This window comes from Pseudomonas synxantha BG33R, from assembly GCF_000263715.2.
Taxonomy (GTDB): Bacteria; Pseudomonadota; Gammaproteobacteria; order Pseudomonadales; family Pseudomonadaceae; genus Aquipseudomonas; species Aquipseudomonas synxantha_A.
The window spans coordinates 3,481,806-3,502,591 of sequence record NZ_CM001514.1; the positions used below are offsets into that span (position 1 = coordinate 3,481,806).

The 20,786-nt window shown below is 59.6% G+C and carries 11 protein-coding genes and 1 pseudogene; 7 read left to right on the top strand and 5 right to left on the bottom strand.

Going from position 1 to position 20,786, the window contains the following annotated elements; translation table 11 throughout:
- Window positions 1-19 precede the first annotated feature (19 nt).
- Window positions 20-7,318, bottom strand: a complete 7,299-nt coding sequence (locus PSEBG33_RS12160) for an NEL-type E3 ubiquitin ligase domain-containing protein (RefSeq protein WP_005788721.1) — start codon at window positions 7,316-7,318, stop codon at window positions 20-22.
- Between the two features lie 178 nt (window positions 7,319-7,496).
- On the opposite strand from PSEBG33_RS12160, the gene PSEBG33_RS12155 reads away from it, so the two are divergent.
- The gene (locus PSEBG33_RS12155; RefSeq protein ID WP_032803572.1) at window positions 7,497-12,323 is read left to right on the top strand and encodes a dermonecrotic toxin domain-containing protein; all 4,827 of its coding nucleotides are present in this window, start codon (window positions 7,497-7,499) and stop codon (window positions 12,321-12,323) included.
- Window positions 12,324-12,380: 57 nt separating this feature from the next.
- Here PSEBG33_RS12155 and PSEBG33_RS12150 read toward each other — a convergent pair whose 3' ends face one another.
- Complete coding sequence (locus tag PSEBG33_RS12150) at window positions 12,381-12,650, bottom strand: NEL-type E3 ubiquitin ligase domain-containing protein (RefSeq protein ID WP_005788724.1); 270 nt, start codon at window positions 12,648-12,650, stop codon at window positions 12,381-12,383.
- A gap of 230 nt (window positions 12,651-12,880) precedes the next feature.
- On the opposite strand from PSEBG33_RS12150, the gene PSEBG33_RS12145 reads away from it, so the two are divergent.
- A complete protein-coding gene (locus PSEBG33_RS12145; protein ID WP_005788726.1) occupies window positions 12,881-13,099 on the top strand; it encodes a DUF2970 domain-containing protein in 219 nt (72 codons plus the stop codon).
- Between the two features lie 35 nt (window positions 13,100-13,134).
- Here the strand turns inward: PSEBG33_RS12145 and PSEBG33_RS27430 are convergent.
- Window positions 13,135-13,530, bottom strand: a pseudogene (locus tag PSEBG33_RS27430) (LacI family transcriptional regulator); the annotation flags it as partial.
- Between the two features lie 425 nt (window positions 13,531-13,955).
- On the opposite strand from PSEBG33_RS27430, the gene PSEBG33_RS12140 reads away from it, so the two are divergent.
- From PSEBG33_RS12140 to poxB, 3 genes are all read left to right on the top strand, one after another.
- A complete protein-coding gene (locus PSEBG33_RS12140; RefSeq protein WP_003190712.1) occupies window positions 13,956-15,614 on the top strand; it encodes a nitrite/sulfite reductase in 1,659 nt (552 codons plus the stop codon).
- A complete protein-coding gene (locus PSEBG33_RS12135; protein ID WP_005788729.1) occupies window positions 15,598-16,092 on the top strand; it encodes a DUF934 domain-containing protein in 495 nt (164 codons plus the stop codon). Before PSEBG33_RS12140 ends, PSEBG33_RS12135 begins: the two co-directional genes overlap by 17 nt.
- A gap of 318 nt (window positions 16,093-16,410) precedes the next feature.
- Window positions 16,411-18,135: a ubiquinone-dependent pyruvate dehydrogenase gene (poxB, locus tag PSEBG33_RS12130; RefSeq protein WP_005788732.1), complete on the top strand. Its 1,725-nt coding sequence runs from the start codon at window positions 16,411-16,413 to the stop codon at window positions 18,133-18,135.
- A 51-nt stretch (window positions 18,136-18,186) separates the two neighbouring features.
- Here the strand turns inward: poxB and PSEBG33_RS12125 are convergent, their stop codons facing one another.
- The gene (locus tag PSEBG33_RS12125; RefSeq protein WP_005788734.1) at window positions 18,187-18,744 is read right to left on the bottom strand and encodes an NADPH-dependent FMN reductase; all 558 of its coding nucleotides are present in this window, start codon (window positions 18,742-18,744) and stop codon (window positions 18,187-18,189) included.
- Window positions 18,745-18,971: 227 nt separating this feature from the next.
- On the opposite strand from PSEBG33_RS12125, the gene PSEBG33_RS27435 reads away from it, so the two are divergent.
- Window positions 18,972-19,208, top strand: coding sequence for a hypothetical protein (locus tag PSEBG33_RS27435; protein ID WP_032803575.1), 237 nt, complete (start codon window positions 18,972-18,974; stop codon window positions 19,206-19,208).
- 62 nt (window positions 19,209-19,270) lie between these two features.
- Here the strand turns inward: PSEBG33_RS27435 and PSEBG33_RS12120 are convergent, their stop codons facing one another.
- On the bottom strand, window positions 19,271-19,609 hold the full coding sequence (locus PSEBG33_RS12120) for a hypothetical protein (RefSeq protein ID WP_005788737.1): 339 nt from the start codon (window positions 19,607-19,609) through the stop codon (window positions 19,271-19,273).
- Window positions 19,610-19,792: 183 nt separating this feature from the next.
- Between PSEBG33_RS12120 and PSEBG33_RS12115 the strand changes: the two genes are divergently transcribed.
- On the top strand, window positions 19,793-20,710 hold the full coding sequence (locus tag PSEBG33_RS12115) for a LysR substrate-binding domain-containing protein (RefSeq protein WP_005788739.1): 918 nt from the start codon (window positions 19,793-19,795) through the stop codon (window positions 20,708-20,710).
- Window positions 20,711-20,786 lie beyond the last annotated feature (76 nt).

The window sequence follows — 20,786 nt, forward strand, 5'->3', positions numbered from 1 at the left end:
GCGCACTCAGGGCTGCGACTCAGGGGCGCCAGGACGGGCCGGGCTGAGGTGACGACGGTGCGGGCGTGGCAGGTTCCATGCCCGATAACCGTTGTATCTCTGCCCGGGACAGCTCCATGCGTTTCTGGGTACGGGCGGCGTCCCGTTCGACCTCCAACTGGCCTATGGCTTCGTTGTAGCGTTCCATGCTCTGGGCATCACCCCGATCGCTGTGCGCATCCTCCAAGGCTTCATGACGGCGTGCCAACTCGTCCTCAAGGGCCTCGAACTGTTCGGCGTAACGCTCATCCAGGTAGCGCAACCAATAATCACGTTGAATCAGGGTTTCGACAAACGCATCGGTACGTTCAGCGGCCAGGATCTGTGCGCGTAACTGTGCCTGTAGCTCGAGACTGATCGGGCTCGCGAACGCCATGTAGGCCGGCTGTCCGGGCAGTTCCAGGCCATCGGGCCAGTCGCGGGTCAAGCCGATCCGGTAACTCAAGCGCACCTCGGCCCGGTCCAGGCCTACTGCGGCGGCTTCTGCCAGTTGATCGGCCCTGCCCAACCGAAACAACTGCCGCGACAAGTTCAGCAGCGCCCGGCCCCTGAGGTCGAGCCGTTGCTGTGGAATATCGCGCAAGGCGCGGTACTCGAACACCCGCACTTCCATCTCGCTGAACGTCAGGATGCGGCCATCGATACAGGTGCCGTGGGTTTCAGCTTCGACGAACAGGGTGCCGCGCAGCTCGGCATTTTCGACGGCCCCCGCGATAACGTCCCAAACCCGTTGCGTGAGGCTCGGGCCGTTGAGGTTGAATTCCGAGGTCCGACGCAATAACGAAATAAGGTGGAAAAATCGATCATGATCATCTGCCTGTGCCAGTTGGTTCCACAGCGTCGTTCGTTGTGTCGCCAATGTCGTAGAGGTATTGGCCAACCAGGGGTCAAGTGCCAGCTGCGCGGTATTTTGCAGCGGGTTTACAATTTTCTCGGCCGGCAGGTAGCCGGCGTCCGGATCACTGTCATCGTCGTCAGAGCTAGAGCTAGAGCTAGAGCCAGAGCCAGAGCCAGAGCCAGAGTCGGAGCCCGAATCAGGATCGGAGTCGGAATCCGCGCCCGACTCAGTGTCAGACCCTCCAAAATTGCGGCGATGGGCGCGGTCGAGTTCTGCTCGTGAAAAGCCCATGACCTCATCGGCCTCATGCGCCTGGGCGTAGTCGCGCATCTGTTCAAGGGCTTGCGCGGTCAGGTTGTGGTTATCGGACAGGTCCGTACCGGACACCAAGCCGTCGTGCGCGCCACCGAGCAGAGGCTGCGCGAAGGACTCCAACGAATTGCCGCTCAGGTTCAGCCGGGTCAGGTGCTGCGACTCCAGCGCACCCTCGGGCCATCTTGCGATTTGGTTGTAGCTCACATCCAGTGTCTCCAGGCGACTGAAGTCCCGCAGATCAAACGCCCGCAGGTTGTTGTGGCTCAAGTCCAGCCAACGCAAACGCTCACTGCGCAGTTGAGCAGGCAACGACGGCACCTGCGTGAATGCGTTCGCAGTCAGTTCCAGACGTTCAAGCTGTTCCATGTGCTGGACGGCTTCGGGCAGCGCTGTCAGCTCGTTGCCGCTGAGTATCAACTGGTTCAATTGGGTAAAAGCGGCTAAAAACCCGTTGCTGCCCTGCGCAGTGAGCTTGACCCCCGTCAGATTGAGGGTGCGCACATGGGTAAACGGCATGGAGAGCGCTGGAAAATCACCGGGTTTGGTCAGATGAAGGTTCAACGCTTCGACCTCGACACCGGTACGTCCCGCTACCACCGCTTTCACCCAGGATTCGCGGATAGCCGTTGCGGGGGTTTGTCGCTTCAGGTGGTCGTGAATACCGTCATAAAAGCGTGCCTCGCGGGTAAACAACCAACCATTCAACTCGCGCGTCAGCACGTCGTGGGTCTGGCGCCACTGACCGATCTGCGTATCGAGTTGCACGTCGTCCAACCCCATCTCGCGCAGTTGCCTGACCCGGGCCAAGACTTGTTCAGGCGACATCAACGGGCTCAGCCGTCTTATGGCGATTTCCGGGGCGCCCTTCACACTCCCAACATCCTGTCGGATGGGCAGTAAATACCTTGCGACCGAACTCGCGGTCTGCTTCGGCGGAAACTCCAGAAACTCCAGCTCCAGCGCAAACCGGCTCAATGCGCCCTCAGGCAAGCCCTTGGCTATCTCGATCCGGCGCCGCGCCGCATTGAGCAACGTCGTGCCTTCGGCGCTCAACGGGTTGCCTGCCAACTCGGTACGCATCAACACATCCGAATCGTCACGCGCGAGCGACGCAAGGCTTGTCAATTGATTCTCACGTAGGTCCAGGCAAGTCAATTGCGCAAGATGTTCAGCGCCCTGTGGCCATTCGCGCAGCATCGATTCGCGCAGGTTCAGCGCCGTCAGGTCAGTCAGTGCGCTGACGTCGAGGGTGCCCAATTGGTTATATTGCAGGCTCAACACTTGTAGCCGGTTCAACCCATTCAATCGAGCCTGCACTGCCGGGGTCACTACGATCTGGTTATCGGACAAGTTCAGGTGCGTCAACTCCGGCAGGATGTCCGCATTGATCGGCACGTCGGTGAGGTGGCTGAAGCGCAGTTCAAGGCTTCGCACACCGGCAAACGCCTGGATGAAGCCCTGCATCTGCTCGGCAGGTACATTCTGCAACCACTTCACCGTCAAGGTTTTCACATGGGAAAAGGTGCCGGCCGGCAACACCGGCAATTCGCGGATTTTTTCCATGACCAAGGGATCGGTCGATGACAACTGCGGATCCGGCAGTTCAAACATCGAAATGTCGATATCGGTCGGCAGGCCATAGCGTTGGCAAACCGCCCCGCGCCAGCTTTTTTCCAGCAACGCCAGGATGCTTGCATTATGCCCGCTCTTCCAGCGCGCCCGCGCAAAGCGCACCCTGAACCCAGGGACCAAAGCGGGCTCGTAGAACTGCTTGAAAATACCGAGGTGTTCTTCACGCAATGCTTGCACGGCATTCATTCGCGTTTGTGGCGTGTTCCACAGGCCCATGATCATGTCAGTCATGCGCCGCCCCCTATGCGCTTCGCCCATCAGCAGGCCCAATTCGCCGCGCCCAAACCCTTCGACCATCTCGTCCAGGCTCGCCAGGTGTGGCCCGAACATCCCTGCATAGTTCTTGACGTGCTCGTAGGCAGGCTTGAAGTCTTCATAGCTGAACATCGACCAGTCCAGCGACAAACCACTCCACAACCGCTCGTAACCGGTATAGAGCTCGGCAGGCAGCGTCGCAATGGTGGTCAGGGCCAGGTCCAGCCGTTCTAGAAGCGGCAGTTTCTGCACATAGGCAGGCCATTGCATTGAGATGTTGGGCGCCACGATTTTCAAGCGTTTCAAGCCTTGCAGGGGGCTTAAATCCAACGTATTGAGGACATGGCCGTCGTAGGCTAAATAGCCGATCTCCAGGTGTTCAAGGCCGGCCAGTGCCGCCAGTTGTGGCGACAACTGCGCGCTCAACCGATGCGCATCGAAGCTGACGGCCAGATGCTTGAGCCCTTTGAACTGCGCCAACACCTGGGGCACACGGGTCAACCTCGGGCTAGCCTGCGCGGACTCTACGGCTGGGATGTAGGGTGCCCGTAAGGTCAGCTTTTCCAGAGCGGGAAACTGGCTCAGAAACCCATCGATATTGGTGTCATGCAGGGCCGTGCCGATGACCGATAATTCACGCACATATGAAAAGTTCGCCGCCAGTGGCGGCAACGGTTCGTTGAGGGTCAACGCCAAGGCATCGGCACCCGGCACTTTCCCAGCCAGCCAAGAACGACCCCAGCTTCGCTTAAGCGCTTCCCCGGCGATGAGATTGCTCTGACGATTGGCTGTCGACGAACGATTGACCCAATGATTGAGCGTGTCGTGCAGTGCCTGGTGTTCTTCAAACAACGCTTTCAACTTGCTGACGATCGCCCGGGCATCGTTCCCCGCCCGTTTCCACTCAAGGAAAAGTGCATTGATCTGTACGTCATCCAGATCCGGATAGATTCTGCGCACCTGATAAGCCAGCTGCTGGCTCACGCTCGGTCCCCGCCCACTGGCCTGATAGCCCACCAGCGTGTCATTGATGCGCACCGGCGCCTTGAACCTGGGCGTTTTCGGCTCCAACCACGCCGAGGCCTCCAGGCGATATGCATCGGCTTGCTCGATAAGTTTGAGTTGCAGCGCTGCGTACTGGCTGACGTGTGGCACCCCCAGACTCTGACGCGCCTCATCGGGCAAGGCATGCATCACCGAGGCAAAGAAGTTGTCGCCCTCCACTGCCAGACTGTTGAGTGCTTCGCCCCGCTCATCGAACGCCTGGTAGCTGGGGCCGTGTTTAACCAGGTATTTTTTCTGCGGCGCGGAGGGCGCACCAATACTGTCGAGCAACTCGCCTTGGGTGTTAGTGCTGCGCACTTCCAGGCGCAGCGTGTCCGGCCAGCCGGGCAAGGTCTCCAGGGTATGCAGCGCCAACCGCCGACTGTCTGCCGTGGCCATCGTCTCGCTGCGCAACCCCGCATAGGCGCGTGCCAGGCGCCCTTGCCGCGCATACCAACGGGCTTCTTCGAGCATGTTCAAAGGTACCCGCGAGGTGTTGACCAGCCGTTCAAGCTCATCGCCCCGGGCGTGGTCGAGCACGGTTTGCGCCGCTGTCTTGCTGAGCCCCGGGCAGGTGCGTTGCAGCAGCCGGATACGTTTGTCCAACGCGTCAGTTCCCGCGTAGATACTGTCGAAAATCGCCGATTGTCGGCGACGGGCGTAGTCGGCCAACTGCTTGTTGAATTCCAGCGCCCTGTGCTCATTGACCCTCGCAGCCTCAGCGCCAAGCAGCTGAGTGATTTCTGCTTCATCCAGAGCCGCCAGAATACGCGCGGGCACTTCACCACCCAGCACGTCGTATCGGCTCACCTGGATCGCCGGCTTTGCCGCGACACCTTTGACCGACCGCTCAATACCATATTTAACCGACTTGCCGGTCAGCACGACCCCATCGAACACTTCAAGTACACGCCCTACAGGCCATCTCGGCATTTCCACGATTAAGGGCAGCGCATACAAATACAGGTCATCAATCGTACGGTTGCCCTCCAGTTGCTCGATCACCCGTGCCGCATCCGCATCCGCCTTGAACAGGCGCATCGCATCGGCCAGCTCAGGCGGCGCAACCGTGTGATCCATGTGCATCTTGCGCAGCGTGTTGTCGCTGACCCCACTGACATCCGCGACCTTGAGCAGCTCGGTATCGGAAAAGGCATCAACGTCGTGCCCCATACGCCGCAACAGCGTCAGGCGGTCCCACTCCAGAGGGCGCTCCAGGGTATGCCGCCAGGCGCCGTGACCGTTGTGTTCAAGCAGCGGCTGGTAAGCCTCGGTGTCAGTCGGATGCTTGATCCGCCATTTGCGCGCCTGCGCATCGAAGTATTGCTCGTAGACCTGGCTGCCCTGACGGATATAGGTCCTGCCGTCTTGCACATATTGCCCCAAGGCATTGGGATGCAGGTCGCGCCGCAGGACCACCGGGCTCTCATAGCGGCTCAGGCTCGGCTTCCACAAACGCACCTGGCCATCGGGCCGCTTGACCTCACCCAACGCTTCAATCACCGGCTCCGCCTTGGCCGCTTGCCAATGGCTGACGCCAGCCCCCACGCCGGCCATCACGGCGATCTGCGCCAGGTTCTCGGCCACATCAATCAAGTGCGCCTTGGCGGCCTGGCGGTCGCCCTCACCCCATTCGATCGCGCCTTCCAGGGTTTCGTAGAGTAATTGCCCGGCCATCACCACCATCATGGCCTCCCCCAGCACCGGCACAAACATCGACACCATGTTCAAGCCCAACATGCCGATCTCCAGCAGGTGCGCCAACTTGGCGTCACGCGCCTTGGCATCCACATCCGCGGTGGGCACGGCATGGGCGCGGGCATCGGCGATCACCTGCTCGCGGTGTTGTTCGTAAAAGTACTTCCACGGGTCGATGTTCGCCGCCCAGACCGCTTTGCCGCGCCGTGTGCGCGTCGAGAGGTAAAGGAAAGGGTCAGGGTTGGGCTCAAGCTTGGCAGGCGCCTCGGGCGGCAACTCCTTGATGCCGGTGATGAAGTGCGGCGTGGTGAAATCCAGCAGTTTCTTCCAGGGCGAGCGCCAGATGTCGGAGGGTGAGTCAGCGGCCTTCCGGGTGAATTGGCTGAAGTAATAGGGCCGCTTGTCGTAGGGCACAAAGCGACTGAAGAACTGCTGGTACGGCGTCGGCGCCGGGTCATTCGGCCTGGCCGGGTCGCGGGCGGTGAACAGGCGCTTGAACTCGGCCTCCATTTGCCGCCAGCGGTAGCGTTTGAGTGGGTGCTCCGGGTCCTGGGGCACATAGATGATCAGCTCGTCAGGGTAACTGTATTTTTTGCAGATCGAGAACACCATGCAGCCGGTCATCCGCATATGCATCAGGCCCAGGGTTCTGAACCACACCTGCTTGTCGCCCATCCAGGGGTGGATTTCACCGTCGATCACCGACAGCAGCATGCGGTGATCGGCCGCTTCGATATCGCCGGTCAACAGTGCCTGCTCGGCGGCGGCCCTGACAGCGGCCTTCTGATTGGCGATGAACTGCTCGCGCAGGGTGGCTTGGGCGCTAGCGTCCTCGGGGTAGAAAAACCCTTGCAGATAGGCTTGGTATTTGGCACCGATATCGAGGTCACGACAGAGCGTCAAAAACTGACTGACCTTCAGGTTGATCGCCACCGAGTGATAGGTGCCGGAGATGCTGGTGGCTTGCATGAACCCGGAGGTCTTGTGGTACGCGCCCTCCTTGCACTCGTAGGCCTCGAAGTTGTGCAAGGCCGCTTCCAGCAGGGACAGTTTCAAAAACTCGAAATCCCCCACCTCGACTTCGACAATCCCTACCGCCAGCGGGCGGCGCAGGCACAACAGGATTTTGTCGACATCGAGGTCCAGTCGGTACTGATCCTTCAGGGCTTTGCGCAGCAAGGGCCGGGCGAAGTCATCGATGTCCTGGAAGGCGGCCATCGTGTTGTCCAGTTGGGTCTGGGTGGTGAGGTTGGCGAGGAAACGCTCGGTCACCTCGTTGCGTTGTTCAGGCGTAGCGTTCGCGAGCCACGCCGGCATGACCGTGCTGGCGTCCTTGAGCGCCTGCTTGCGGGCCGGCATCGTGTCGATCAGCCACTGCGGGCTGCTGCGCTCCAGGAAGTCGCCGTGCAGGCTTTGGGTGGCGGTGAGCTGTTTTATCGGTTTGGGTGCATCGTTTGCTGGCACGGCCGGCAAGGAAGTCTGGGAGGAATTGTCCATCGTGTCACTCCTTTGAAATGGACTGACAGCTCATCATGGCGCCCAGCGCGCCAGGCGGTGCATATATGACCTCGTGCGCGTTTGGGGCCGGTCGCTGGCAGTGGTACTCCTGTACCACCTGCGCGGTCACCACATTCGATTTCCTGTCGCTTCCCATAACAGGCAAATGGATTTCATCATGCCCACCCCGAGTTCCCCCACCGCCCTGAGCCAGCTACCCGCCCAGGCCATCCATACGCATTTCGCTACGCGCCCGGCCTTGTATTCCGTAGTGTTCAATGCCCTGCGTAGCCATATTCTGGAGCGCTATCCGGCGCTCAAACTGGACCTGTCCACAGTCAAACTAGCCATCCCGGACCCCAACGGGGTGTACACCTTCCGGCCGTTGATGGAAGTTGCCATCGCCCATGTGCTCAACCCACAGTTGCTCGACCTGCGGCCAAAACGCGAACTGGCGTACTACCTGACTCAACAGGTCCCCCAAATCCTCAAGGCTGATACCCCGCCCCTTATCGACATGCGGGTGATTGCGAACATCATCGATGCCCTGCCCGAGTCGATTCACCTATGTTTCCAGGCGGCGCTGGCCGACTACTGGAGCGAAACCGACAGCCATGGCAGCAGTCGCTGGCAGTGGCTGGGCGAATTTCTCAACGGCCGGATGACGGCAATAGCCGCCAGCCAATCGAACTTGAACGCGACCCAGCGGGACATGCTCAGGGTCGTCGCGACCTGGCCGGTGCAAGCCGAGCGCCTGCCTCAATCCTCACCCGCCACCTATGTTTATTTGATTGAGAACACATTCACCCACGCCGGCGAACAGGTCAGCCTGCTAACCCCCGACCTACTGCTGATGCGCGACAAGCAGGTGCTGCTGTACAGCGTGGCCGGGGATATCCAGGTGTTTGACAGCCTCGATGATTTCGGTGCTGCCTGGGGAGCCAGGATGCAGGCGCGGTTTCAGTTCGACAGCCTTACGTGGCGGCGCAATGAACCGGACGGCAATGTGTTCGAGCAACAGGCCGGCCTGATCCTCAATCAGCAACTGGAAGACCTGGCGACATTGAAGTTTCAGGGCCAAGACGAAAGAACGCTTGAACGACGCCTGGAAAAACTCACCGATCCGGCGCTTCTGTTTACCCAGGTGCCGACAGCCGCTGCGGCGACCTTGCAGAAGGTCAATGAGCAACTGCCGCCATGGCTTGCACAAGCCAGCGCCGCCGACCGTTTTGCCTACCATCGCCACATGCAGGACATGGCGCAGGTGCTGCAACACAACCAAGGCCGCGCGTTCAATGAGGGCATTGAAAACATCTACGGTTTCAGCCGCGCCGCGCTGCGCAAGCAGATGCAAGCCGATCATGGCGACTGCGACCCCGATGAGGTGGTACTGGACTTTGCCGTGGCCGCCGGCTACCCAGGCGGTGCCGGCATAATCGAACATGTGCGCATGTCGCTGACGGAGCTGGCGCTGAAGAACCTCGCCGGCAAGCCTAAAGGCACACTCACGCTGTTTTCCAAAAACGCAACGCCTCTTCCAAGCTGGCTCAACGAAGACTACCTGCTGGGCAGTACCGGGCTGATCCAGCGCGTCGATATCGGCGCCACCTATCCACAAACAATCAAAGACACCTTGTTGTCCGACACGGCTGACGCACGACGGCGCGAAACCCTGTTTACCCGCGAACTCAAGGTCAAGCTGCCGATGCAGGCGTTGGAATACAAGATCCGCGGGCAGCATGGCGTCACCGTCACCGGTTATCGCTACGTCAAAGCGTTGATGGGTGAAATGCCCTCGGACCGAATCGTCGACGATCAGGAGATTGTCCTGCGCCCATTGGCTTTGTGCCGCAAACCTGGCGCCGCGCCGGATGAAGTCAACAACGCGTTCATCATCGAGCCGCGTGACGCAAGTGTCGGCCCACATCTGCTTTATCAACCGCTGTATACCGACGCCCTGCACGAATTCCCCACCCGCCAAGCCCTGCTCGACGCGCTGACCACACCCGGCGTGTTGCAAGGCCGTGTGCTGGCCTGGCTGAGCGACAGGGCTCGCCCTGTGTACGACGAAGGAGGTATCAAGGAACCGCACATCATTCGTTTCGTGCCAGGGGATGAGTTTCGACCCCGTTTGGAGCGCCCTGCACCTGCGACCCTGGCCGTCGATGAGGGTGCTGGCGAATGGCTGCAATCGCAAGTCAATGGTCAACTGCTCAATCATCTGTTTGGCAGCACGGCACGGGCCTTGGTCGACCTGGCAGACCGCGAATCGGTGTCCAACCATGAAAGCCGCTGGGCCGTCGTGATGGAAGGCGCGTGGCTGCTGTTCAATACCCTGCTGTTACCGCTGGTACAGGGCCCGGCCATGCTGGCTGGCTGGTTCATGGTGCTGGTCAGCAGCCTGGAGCAGGACCTCTCCGGCCTGGACAGCAGTGACCCCACCACCCGTGAGCTGGCCCTGATCGATCTTTTGCTCAACACCGCCATGGTGCTGCTGCACGCCACTGCCCCTTCCGATCGGTCTCCACGGCCGTTGTCGGAGCCCTCCGCACAGGAGCATGCCCTGCACCTGGAAACGTGGCACCGCTCGGCGGGACTGCCACCTGCGCAAGAAGCACCCATAGTGCGTCATGGCCCAGTATCGCTGCCCGGTGAACCGCCGGCGACCGGCCATACGGCCTTGGACTTCGGCCACTCGATTTCCAGCCCTCATGCTGGCGCGAAGTTGCTCAAGGCGCTGCTCGATGTGCAGGTGCCGTGGCCCACCCCGCTACCCTCCCCTCTACCACACGGCATTCTTAAAGGGCTGTACTGGATTGACGGCAAGTGGCACGCCAGTTTCGGTGGGTTGTTGTTTCAGGCGAACGTGGTGCAGGGTTTCAACGAAGTCTATCTGGTGCATCCGGACCATCCCCAGCATCCCGGCTTCAAACTGGTCAGCGATGGGCAAGGACATTGGCGGCTGGACCGGCGTGCCAGGCTGGAAGGCGGCATGCCCAGGGAGCGACTGAGTAAGTGGAAGTCAACACGTGACGAGCGTATACGCGCGTTGACACAAGAGTTTGACGCGCTCCTGATAGAAATGGATTCAGCCATTGCCTCTACCACTGAGTTTGAGTCCGCCTTGAATACGGCCCGCGCCAATCTGGCCGACCAGGCAACACTTCTGAGAAAGGACTGGCTACTCCTCAGCACCTCAGCCCAGATCCCGGAGCTCCACGCCCAGGTCACGAGGCGCCATGCGGCCAGGCGAGTCAATACTGCGCAGGCCAGGGCTCAGTGGGAGGCAGCACTCGACAATTACCAGCAAAACGGCCGGACGCTGATCCCTTTGATGCAAAGAATCGAAGTCAAGGCCGATGAACTGATGAAAGTAGACCGTACAAATCACACACATAGGCAAAGACGAGATAAGGCAACACGAATTATCTATAGCTACTGGAGTTCGGTCTTTTCGTGTCTGGCGCAAAAAATGGCCGACACTCTGGTAAGCGACAACGGCGAAAACTGCGACGAGCTCGGTGAGCGCGCCAATCGAGAATTACCGGAAAACATCACCCATGCCTACGATGAGTACATCAACACCAAAACGCGCCAAGTAGCGGCCCTCAATCAAATGATCGAGCCGGCAGAACAGATCGAGACCTTCCTCAAACAAGCCGACCCTGCACTGCGCCCATTACTGTTGGAAGGAAATCCTTCCGACCAAGACATCTCCTCAGTGGCGATCAAACAACATGCAATGCTGGTGTTCACTGATTTGGTGTTCAATCGCACCCATCGCCCAGTGAGGGTGATGGAATTTCCGTTCATCCGTGTCCTCACCGACCCCCAACTCGCAAGTATTGTGCTCGCACATACAGAAATGCGCACCACCTCAGGCTACTCGACGGTGGAGCAAATCGATGTCCTCAAGGGTGCCCTTGAGCGCTATGAACAACTGGAGAATGCGGTTAATTCGTTGCACGACATGAACTCCGGCCTCGTGCGGGAGGCTTATCGCGAGTCATACCTGAAACACCTGGATGAGGCACGTTCGGGCCTCGAGACACAACTGGCCAACTTGATCCTGGTTGAAGAAAAGCTTGCCACCCGCCCCGCCCGTGACAAGAGCAAACGCCAAAAACCGGCAACCCGACGCGTCATCAAAACCGTTGATCAAAAAAGCCTGATAGGCGACTTACGCCCAAGCAAACCCAATGAACCGGTCGATTATGTCGATATTACCGATACGCTTACTGGAGAAGTCGTTAGCACTTACCAAGGTCGCAAGGGCAAATGGACAATCGTCGCGCCCCCGAGTGAGCCGAGAACGGCACCCACTCCGGCGGCACGGTCATTAAAAACAATCCGAGCGGATGGCGAAGCCCTCAAAAACGAGCGCACCGGTATCGACGCCAGCATTGGCTACCAACAGCACAAACTCCTGGACCCCATCCGACGGGAGGAAATCAACCCCAGTGACTGGGAGGTGATGCTGACTCAACATGCGGCGAGATTCACAGCGCTTGCCGAGGAGCTCAAAACCGCAACGGATGAACACGCCATTGCACTGCGCAAGAGCTACGAGAAGGCGGCAATAGAGGCCACTGCGCAGGCTTATCAACTGTGCGGCGAAGGCTATCTGCTGCAGCGTCCCAAAGCCGCCAAGGTCGATTTTTTACACACCCACAAGTTTGTCACCATCCACCTGGTGAAAAAACGCGTGCCCTTGAAGGCCGGAGACTTTCTCACCGAATATGCCATACGTGACAAACGTAAAATCCCTTCCGGAAAAAGGCCGGAAGATGCTGACCTTTGGTACGCGCACTTCCATTACCCATCCGTTGACTCGCCGGCTTCAACGCCTAGCTTCGGCCACCTGAAGACCCCGGCCGAGCGCCGATTTACGCGCAAGGAACTGATGGAGCAGGCCAAGGCGAATAACCGCGCCGTGATCAATCTGGACAAGGCCGTGATCGGCGCACCGCTGGATCAGAAACTGTTTCTCGGCCTGGAAGTGTAAGAGAGGTTTTGCTTTGACTACGCCCATGCTCCCAGGGCGTGGGCGTAATCCTATGGGCTACGGCTGTCTGGCTTGCTGGCGTGTCGAGGGCCCCGGCTGCGGCGACGCTGACCTGCCCGGTACCGCCACAACAATGTCCGCCGACAATTCGTGCACCTCCTGGCGGGACAGTTCAAGCCGCAATTTCACCCGGGCGCTTTCAATCACCTCCCACACCCGCCGGGCAAGATCGACCGGTTGGAACCGGAACTCATCGGTATCGCGCAGGCGTTCGAGCAAATGGAAAAAACGCTCATGTAGCGGTTCCTGGGCTAATTGCTGCCACATCTGCCGCCGGGGTGCGGCCAGGCCGTTACAAGGTCGCCAGACCCGTGCGTATGCAGGGTTGCGCAGCGAAACCATGGCCAGCGGGTAATTCAGACATGTTGTCACTCCGTTGATTTGGAGTGACAGCACATCACCGCTCAGTCTTTGGCCTGCGGTGAATAGTTAGGGGGGCAGGCCCTCACAGATAGATTGTCTATGCTCTTGAGGACAGCCATGCGCACGAGGGTTTTATGAACGATCCAGCCAACAATAAGCCGCCGACCTTCTGGCAGATGCTCCACAGCGTCATGGCGGCGGCCTTTGGTGTACAAAGCGGCAAGAACCGCGCCCGCGATTTCACCCACGGCAAGCCCAGCCACTTTGTCATCCTGGGCGTGCTCTTCACGGCGGTATTTGCCTTGACCTTATTCGGCGTCGTCAAGCTGGTACTGCACCTGGCCGGGGTCTAACGCAGCAGCAGTTGCAGGCTGAACGGGTAGCGGTAGGATGCCCCGGGCGCGACCGCAGCATGGCTGCGCAGCAGGTCGATGAGCATCAGGTAACCGGCCTGCTCATCGTCGGCCACCAGACTGCCCCGGGCCATGCGCAAGATTTTTGGGGCGACATATTGCTCATTCACCAGCACCAGGTAGTCGGGCCGCTGGGTGCCTTGCAGCGTCTCACGGGCTTGTACCAGGGTGTTATCGGCGTTTGGCTCGGAATAGCGCACGCGCAAATCCAGGCCAAGCTCCCTGGCAGCGGCCTGCATGAATTGCGCATAACTGACCCAAAAGGTTTCCGTGGACGAGCCTGGGTTAAGAAACACCACCGACGCGGCCTGGGCCATGGCCCCGTACGTCGATCCTGCTAACCACACACACGCAATCAGAACCTTCAACATGGTTGTTCGAGCCTGGAAAAATGATTGCCATGACAGTGGCAATACGACAGCCAATCGGGGCTCAATCAACGCTCTTTGTTACTGGTGGCTAACCCAGAACACGGCGGTTCCAACCACCAGAACAATCAGGAACAGAATGGCCCAGGCATCCACGGTACTATCAGGTTTACGGGCTTTGGTGGAATTGCTCATTGCATCGCCTCTTGTCGGTTTTATGGGTGACGGCACTAAGACTCGACCACAGTAAAGATCATGATTGCCCGCATGACAAATGTGGGTATGGCGATAACGGTTCTCATTAGTCAGTTTGGTTATTTACATATACCCAAACATCACTTTTGCGCATATACGCAAACTGGTATCGTGCGCCGGCTCCGTTGGGAGTGCGCGGCCGTGCGCGCAGATTTGCCGAGAACAGGACCTATATGTACGTATACGACGAATACGATCAGCGCATCATCGAGGACCGCGTCAAGCAGTTCCGTGATCAGACCCGACGCTACTTAGCAGGTGAACTGAGCGAAGAAGAGTTCCGCCCTCTGCGCCTGCAAAATGGCCTTTATGTTCAGCGCTTTGCGCCGATGCTGCGGGTGGCCGTGCCTTATGGCCAGCTGACCTCGCGACAGACGCGAATGATGGCCAAGATTGCCCGCGACTTCGACAAAGGCTACGCCCACATCAGTACCCGCCAGAACGTGCAGTTCAACTGGCCGGCGCTGGAAGACGTGCCGGACATCCTGGCTGAACTGGCCACTGTGCAAATGCACGCCATTCAGACCAGCGGTAACTGCCTGCGCAACGTGACCACCGATCAGTTTGCCGGCGTCGCTGCCGACGAGTTGATCGACCCACGGCCGTGGTGCGAGATCGTGCGCCAGTGGACTACCTTCCACCCTGAGTTCGCCTACCTGCCGCGCAAGTTCAAGATCGCCATCAATGGCTCGACCTCGGACCGCGCCGCCATCGAAGTGCACGATATCGGCCTGGAGCCGGTGTACAACGCTGCCGGTGAGCTGGGTTTCCGCGTGCTGGTGGGTGGTGGATTGGGCCGTACCCCGGTGGTCGGCGCGTTCATCAACGAGTTCCTGCCGTGGCAGGACCTGCTGAGTTACCTCGACGCCATCCTGCGGGTCTACAACCGCTACGGCCGTCGTGACAACAAGTACAAAGCCCGGATCAAGATCCTGGTCAAAGCGCTGACCCCTGAGGTGTTTGCCCAGAAAGTCGATGCCGAAATGGAACACTTGCGCGGCGGCCAGACCACCCTGACCGAAGCCGAAGTGCACCGCGTCGCCAAGCATTTTGTCGATCCTGAATATAAAGCCTTGAGCAACCAGGACGCCGAACTGGCCGCCCTTGACCAGCAACACCCAGGTTTTGCCCGCTGGCGCACGCGCAACACCCTGGCGCACAAGAAGCCAGGCTATGTGGCGGTGACCCTGTCGCTCAAGCCCACCGGCGTTGCCCCAGGCGATATCACCGACAAGCAGCTGGACGCCGTTGCCGACCTGGCCGAGCGCTACAGCTTTGGCCAACTGCGTACCTCCCACGAGCAGAACATCATTCTTGCGGACGTCGAGCAGAGCCAACTGTTCACCCTGTGGGGCGAGTTGCGCGAAGGCGGTTTTGCCACGCCGAACATTGGCCTGTTGACCGACATCATCTGCTGCCCGGGCGGCGACTTCTGCTCCCTGGCCAACGCCAAGTCGATCCCGATTGCCGAATCCATCCAGCGCCGTTTCGACGACCTGGACTACCTGTTCGACATCGGCGAGCTGGACCTGAACATCTCCGGTTGCATGAACGCCTGTGGTCACCACCACGTCGGCCACATCGGCATCCTGGGCGTGGACAAGAAAGGCGAAGAATTCTACCAAGTGTCCCTGGGTGGCAGCGCCAGCCGCGATGCGAGCCTGGGCAAGATCCTCGGCCCATCCTTCGCCCAGGAAGCCATGCCCGAGGTGATCGGCAAGCTGATCGACGTCTACATCGAACAGCGCACCGAAGATGAGCGTTTCATCGACACCTACCAGCGCATCGGCATCGACCTGTTCAAGGAGCGCGTCTATGCAGCGAATCATTAAGAACAACGAAGTCGTCGACGAAACCTGGCACCTGCTGCCCAAGGACGCGAGCTTCGACGGCATCTCCAACTGCGACGACCTGATCGTGCCGCTGGCGCTGTGGCGCGAACATGGCCACGCCCTCAAGGCCCGCGATGGCGGCCTGGGCGTGTGGCTGGACGCCGATGAAGAAGCCGAGGAAATCGGTGACGACGTGGAACACTTCCAGGTCATCGCCCTGAACTTCCCGGCCTTCACCGACGGCCGTAACTATTCCAACGCCCGCCTGCTGCGTGACCGTTATGGCTACAAGGGCGAGCTGCGGGCAATTGGCGATGTGCTGCGTGACCAGTTGTTCTACCTGCACCGCTGCGGGTTCGATGCCTTCGCCTTGCGTGCCGACAAAGACCCGTACGAAGCGCTGGAAAGCCTCAAGGATTTCTCGGTGACCTATCAGGCTGCGACGGACGAGCCGCTGCCGCTGTTCCGTCGACGCTGAGTATCAAAATGTGGGAGGGGGCTTGCCCCCGATGACGGAGTACCAGTCAACAGATTCGTTGCCTGATCCACCGCTATCGGGAGCAAGCCCCCTCCCACATTTGGTCCTGCTTGGCTCTGCAAATTTGGGTGGGCAGACCAAGGCCAACGTCGCCCCGTGCATTGCGCTGGTACGTGACCAGTGGTTCACCCCCCGGCGCCCCCGCCAATACCGCGTGGCCATGAAGCAATCTTCACACTATAGGGTGAGCATTCGCCGTAATCGAACTGTCCTCTACTGATCAGCAGTTTTTAACCTCACTGACGACTGGAGTTCCTCATGGCGAAAATCAACCTGGCCCAGCAACTGGCGACCACCCTTGAACAGGCGGGTATCAAGCGTATCTGGGGCCTGACCGGTGACAGTCTCAATGGCCTGACCGACGCGCTGCGCAGCATGGACAGTATCGAGTGGATGCATGTGCGCCACGAAGAAGTCGCCGCCTTTGCCGCCGGTGCCGAAGCCGCCGCCACGGGGGAGTTGACGGTGTGTGCCGGCAGTTGCGGGCCGGGCAACCTGCATTTGATCAATGGTTTGTTCGACTGCCATCGCAACCATGTGCCGGTGCTGGCGATTGCTGCGCAAATTCCGTCGTCGGAGATCGGCCTCAACTATTTTCAGGAAACCCATCCCCAGGAACTGTTCAAGGAGTGCAGCCATTTCATCGAGCTGGTGAGCAACCCCGAGCAGATGCCTCAGGTGCTGCACCGTGCCATGCGCTCGGCAATCCTCAATCGCGGCGTAGCGGTGGTGGTGATTCCTGGGGATGTGTCGCTGCTTGAAGTGGAAGACAAGCTCAAGCCCTGGCCAGCCCTGCACGCACCGCGCACCTTGCCGGCCGAGCAGGACCTGCAACGCCTCAGCGAGATCCTTCAGGGCAGTGAAAAGGTCACCCTGCTGTGCGGCAGCGGTTGTGCCGGTGCCCACGACCAAGTCGTAGCGCTGGCCGATGCGCTCGGCGCGCCGGTGGTGCACGCGTTGCGCGGCAAGGAACATGTGGAGTGGGATAACCCGTTTGACGTGGGCATGACCGGCCTGATCGGTTTCAGCTCCGGTTACCATGCCATGCTCGACTGCGACACCTTGATCATGCTCGGCACCGACTTCCCCTATCGCCAGTTCTACCCCACCGATGCCAAGATCATTCAGGTTGATTGCGACCCGCAAGCCCTGGGCCGACGCGCCACGCTGGATCTGGGCATCGCCGCCGATGTCAGGGAGACCATCGATGCCCTGCTGCCGCGCCTGACCCGCAAGACCGATCGCAGCTTTCTTGAGACCTCGTTGAAGCACTACGAGAAGGCCCGTCAGGGGCTGGATGACTTGGCGCAACCCTCCAAGGCGAATCGACCGATCCACCCTCAGTACGTCGCACGCTTGCTCAGCGAGCTGGCCGACGATGATGCGATCTTCACCGCCGACGTCGGCTCACCCACGGTGTGGGCGGCGCGTTATTTGAAGATGAATGGCAAACGCCGGCTGATCGGCTCGTTCAATCATGGCTCGATGGCCAACGCCATGCCCCAGGCCATCGGCGCCCAAGCGGCATTCCCTGGGCGCCAGGTGATTTCGATGTCGGGTGATGGCGGGTTCACCATGTTGATGGGGGATTTCATTTCACTGGCGCAGTTGAATCTGCCGGTGAAACTCATTGTGTTCAATAACTCGTCCCTGGGGTTTGTGGCCATGGAAATGAAGGCTGCCGGGTACCTGGACACTGGCACTGAGTTGAAAAACCCGGACTTCGCGGCCATGTCCAATGCCATGGGCATCCTGGGAATTCGCGTGGAGCAATCCGAAGACCTCGAGCCGGCCTTGCGCCGCGCATTGGCCCACGATGGCCCGGTGCTGGTGGACGTGGTGACCGCCACTCAGGAACTGGTGATGCCGCCAAGTATCAAGCTGGAACAGGCCAAAGGGTTCAGCTTGTATATGCTCAAAGCGGTGATGAGTGGGCGCGGGGATGAGGTGATTGAACTGGCCCGGACCAACTGGCTGCGTTAAACGAAAAGGTGGGAGGGGCTTGCTCCTCCCACACTTGAGCGCATTGCCCGATCAAGCCTTCTGTTTTTCTACCCATTTGCCGTAGGCATCGATAAATGCTTGCAAGAATGGTTTGGTCTTTTCCGACACCTTGCCCGCCTCATCGAACACACTGCCCGCCCCACCCAGGTAGGCTTCCGGCTGCTGCATGCACCACACATCCAGGAACACCAGTGACTGGCGCAGGTGATGATTGGCGCCGAAACCACCAATGGCACCCGGCGACACACTGATAATCGCACCAGGCTTGCCGCTCCAGGCGCTTTGCCCATATGGACGGGAACCTACGTCGATAGCGTTCTTCAACGCTGCCGGTACGGAGCGGTTGTATTCCGGGGTCACAAACAGCACCGCGTCGGATGAACTCACCTGTTGGCGGAAAGTACTGTAGGCTGCGGGCGGTGTTGCACCGTCGATGTCCTCGTTGTAGAGCGGCAAGTCGCCGATTTCAACAATGTTCAACTTGAGATTGGCAGGCGCCAGCTCGGCCAAGGCCAGGGCGACCTTGCGGTTGATCGACGCTTTTCTCAAGCTGCCCACCAGGACGGCAATCGTGTAGACCTTGCTCATTGAGGTTTCCCGACTTCTGAATAAAGGAGCTTGTAGTTATAAAGGCTTAGCGGCGTGTTCACCAGAGGGTTTCGAAGATTACCGGGGCGTTTTCCTTGCAGCAGCTTGCGTAGGAAGTGCCTGAAAACATCAGCGAATAGTATTTTTTTCTTATAGGTAAACTACCCCGCTCCCTGACGGTCTACAGAACCGCAAATCGAGTGTTTATCTCCAGAGGTTCTAAACAGATGGCAGCAGTACTAGTCGGACAGTTCCATGCCAGAGACGCGGAAGGCCGCGTATATTCGGTGCATGAGTTCCAGGAATCCAACCCGGCGCAAGGCGACCTGGCTGGCTCGGCGCCCACCACCACCTACAAGCTGGCCATTGGCGACCGTGTAGAGAAACTGGAAGGCGATGAATTCAAACTGATCCAGTCGGGGACCATTCTCGTCCGCGAATCGAAAACTACCCTGGCATCATAAGGGTCCCCGTTTGTACACCCGCTCAGTCCTGGCCATCGATGGCGTTGACTGGGCCGGGGCCATCATGGACTGCGGATCTGCGTCACTTCGATGCCCTGCTCGCTTTGCTTGAGCGTCACCACCAATTGCCCTCTCTCCCCCTCCACCGCGTACATCGAGCGCTTGTAGCCCGACCGATTGGACGCGGGGTACGCCTCCACTTGCCTGATCAAGGTAACCGCCAACACGGTGCCGACCTGCTCGCTCACCCTTTCCTGGGAACGGATGAACGTTTCAAGTGCAAGGCCTTCGGGTGGGTGTGCCGTGGGGTCGTTGAAGAGGTAAGCCGCCACGCATCCCACGGTCACAAGAACCGCGAGTTGCTTGGCCGTCACCCCGAAAAACGTCAAGGGTAGAGGCATTTGAGACCAGACCTGTTTTTTGTTGTAAGTACCGGCAAGCCGGCATTGGTCGTTGCTGATCAGACGCACCATTCTAATGAGGCCTTGGCCGAACGCCATAGGCCGGGGCGACCCGCGCAGTCTTTTTTGCGCCTGAGGGCTCGCACCATTGAATACACTTCGCGCTGCACATAGACTCCGGCCATGCGTTTACGTCATATCGAAGTGATTCAGGCCATCTTGCAAACCGGACACCTGGGCACGGCCGCCGAATGGTTGCAACTCTCTGTGGGTGAAGTAGACGCAATCCTGAAGGACGCCGAGTTGCAGCTGGGGTTCATGCTGTTTGCCAGCGTGCGCGGTCGGCTCCAGGCAACACGGGAAACGCTGGAGTTGCAGACGCACATTGCCCAACTGTACGAAGCCTTTGAGCCAGTACAGCGATTGGCCAGCCGTTTGAAACACCATCACGCTCCAACCTTGCGTGCCCTTTGCACCCCGCCCCTGGCTAACCAGCTGTTGCCGCAAAGCATCGCCATGCTGCGCAGACGTTTCCAGGATACGCCGTGCAACCTGTCGAGCCAGCCGACCCGGGAAATCGTCAGGAGCCTGCTGCTGCACGAAGCGGATGTGGGCCTGAGCCTGCATGACCCGGAACATGCGCAAATCCAGAGCACGGTGCTGGCCCAGGGCAAGCTGCAATTGCTCGCGCCCCATGGCTGGCTCAAACCCAGGCAGAAGTACATTGCGCTGCAAGACCTGGCCGGGCAGTCGCTGATCGGGCTTGAGGGGCATGACCCGCTCAGCCGTCTGCTGGATGCCAAGCTGCAAGCCCTGCGCCCGTTGCCGGTGGTGCAAACGCGGGTGCAGACGTACCAGATGATGCGCAGCATGGTCGAGGCCGGAGAAGGCTTGGCGATTGTCGATCCCTTTACCGCCTTTGGTGCAAGGGAGGCCGGGCTGGACACCTGCCCGCTATCACCGCCCATCCCTATCAGCCTGCACGCACTGACGTTGAAGGACACCTCATCGACACCAGCACTGAAGGCGTTGCTGGAGATCGTCGCGCAGAAAGCCGACGCGTTGCTGGCCGAGAAAGCGACACTCCCGCCGGCACAGTAACGATCTCCTGACCCTTCCCGCCCACGCCGCTTCCCACACAAATCCTAAACATTCACACGGGAACCCTGTCCTGCAC

Bases quoted from the DNA above. Each gene is read 5' to 3' on its own strand.
- PSEBG33_RS12115 (WP_005788739.1), top strand. From the start codon at position 19,793: ATGCGTTTACGTCATATCGAAGTGATTCAGGCCATCTTGCAAACCGGA.
- PSEBG33_RS12145 (WP_005788726.1), top strand. From the start codon at position 12,881: ATGAACGATCCAGCCAACAATAAGCCGCCGACCTTCTGGCAGATGCTC.
- PSEBG33_RS12125 (WP_005788734.1), bottom strand. From the start codon at position 18,744: ATGAGCAAGGTCTACACGATTGCCGTCCTGGTGGGCAGCTTGAGAAAA.
- PSEBG33_RS12140 (WP_003190712.1), top strand. From the start codon at position 13,956: ATGTACGTATACGACGAATACGATCAGCGCATCATCGAGGACCGCGTC.
- PSEBG33_RS12120 (WP_005788737.1), bottom strand. From the start codon at position 19,609: ATGCCTCTACCCTTGACGTTTTTCGGGGTGACGGCCAAGCAACTCGCG.
- PSEBG33_RS12135 (WP_005788729.1), top strand. From the start codon at position 15,598: ATGCAGCGAATCATTAAGAACAACGAAGTCGTCGACGAAACCTGGCAC.
- poxB (WP_005788732.1), top strand. From the start codon at position 16,411: ATGGCGAAAATCAACCTGGCCCAGCAACTGGCGACCACCCTTGAACAG.
- PSEBG33_RS12155 (WP_032803572.1), top strand. From the start codon at position 7,497: ATGCCCACCCCGAGTTCCCCCACCGCCCTGAGCCAGCTACCCGCCCAG.
- PSEBG33_RS27435 (WP_032803575.1), top strand. From the start codon at position 18,972: ATGGCAGCAGTACTAGTCGGACAGTTCCATGCCAGAGACGCGGAAGGC.
- PSEBG33_RS12160 (WP_005788721.1), bottom strand. From the start codon at position 7,318: ATGGACAATTCCTCCCAGACTTCCTTGCCGGCCGTGCCAGCAAACGAT.
- PSEBG33_RS12150 (WP_005788724.1), bottom strand. From the start codon at position 12,650: ATGTGGCAGCAATTAGCCCAGGAACCGCTACATGAGCGTTTTTTCCAT.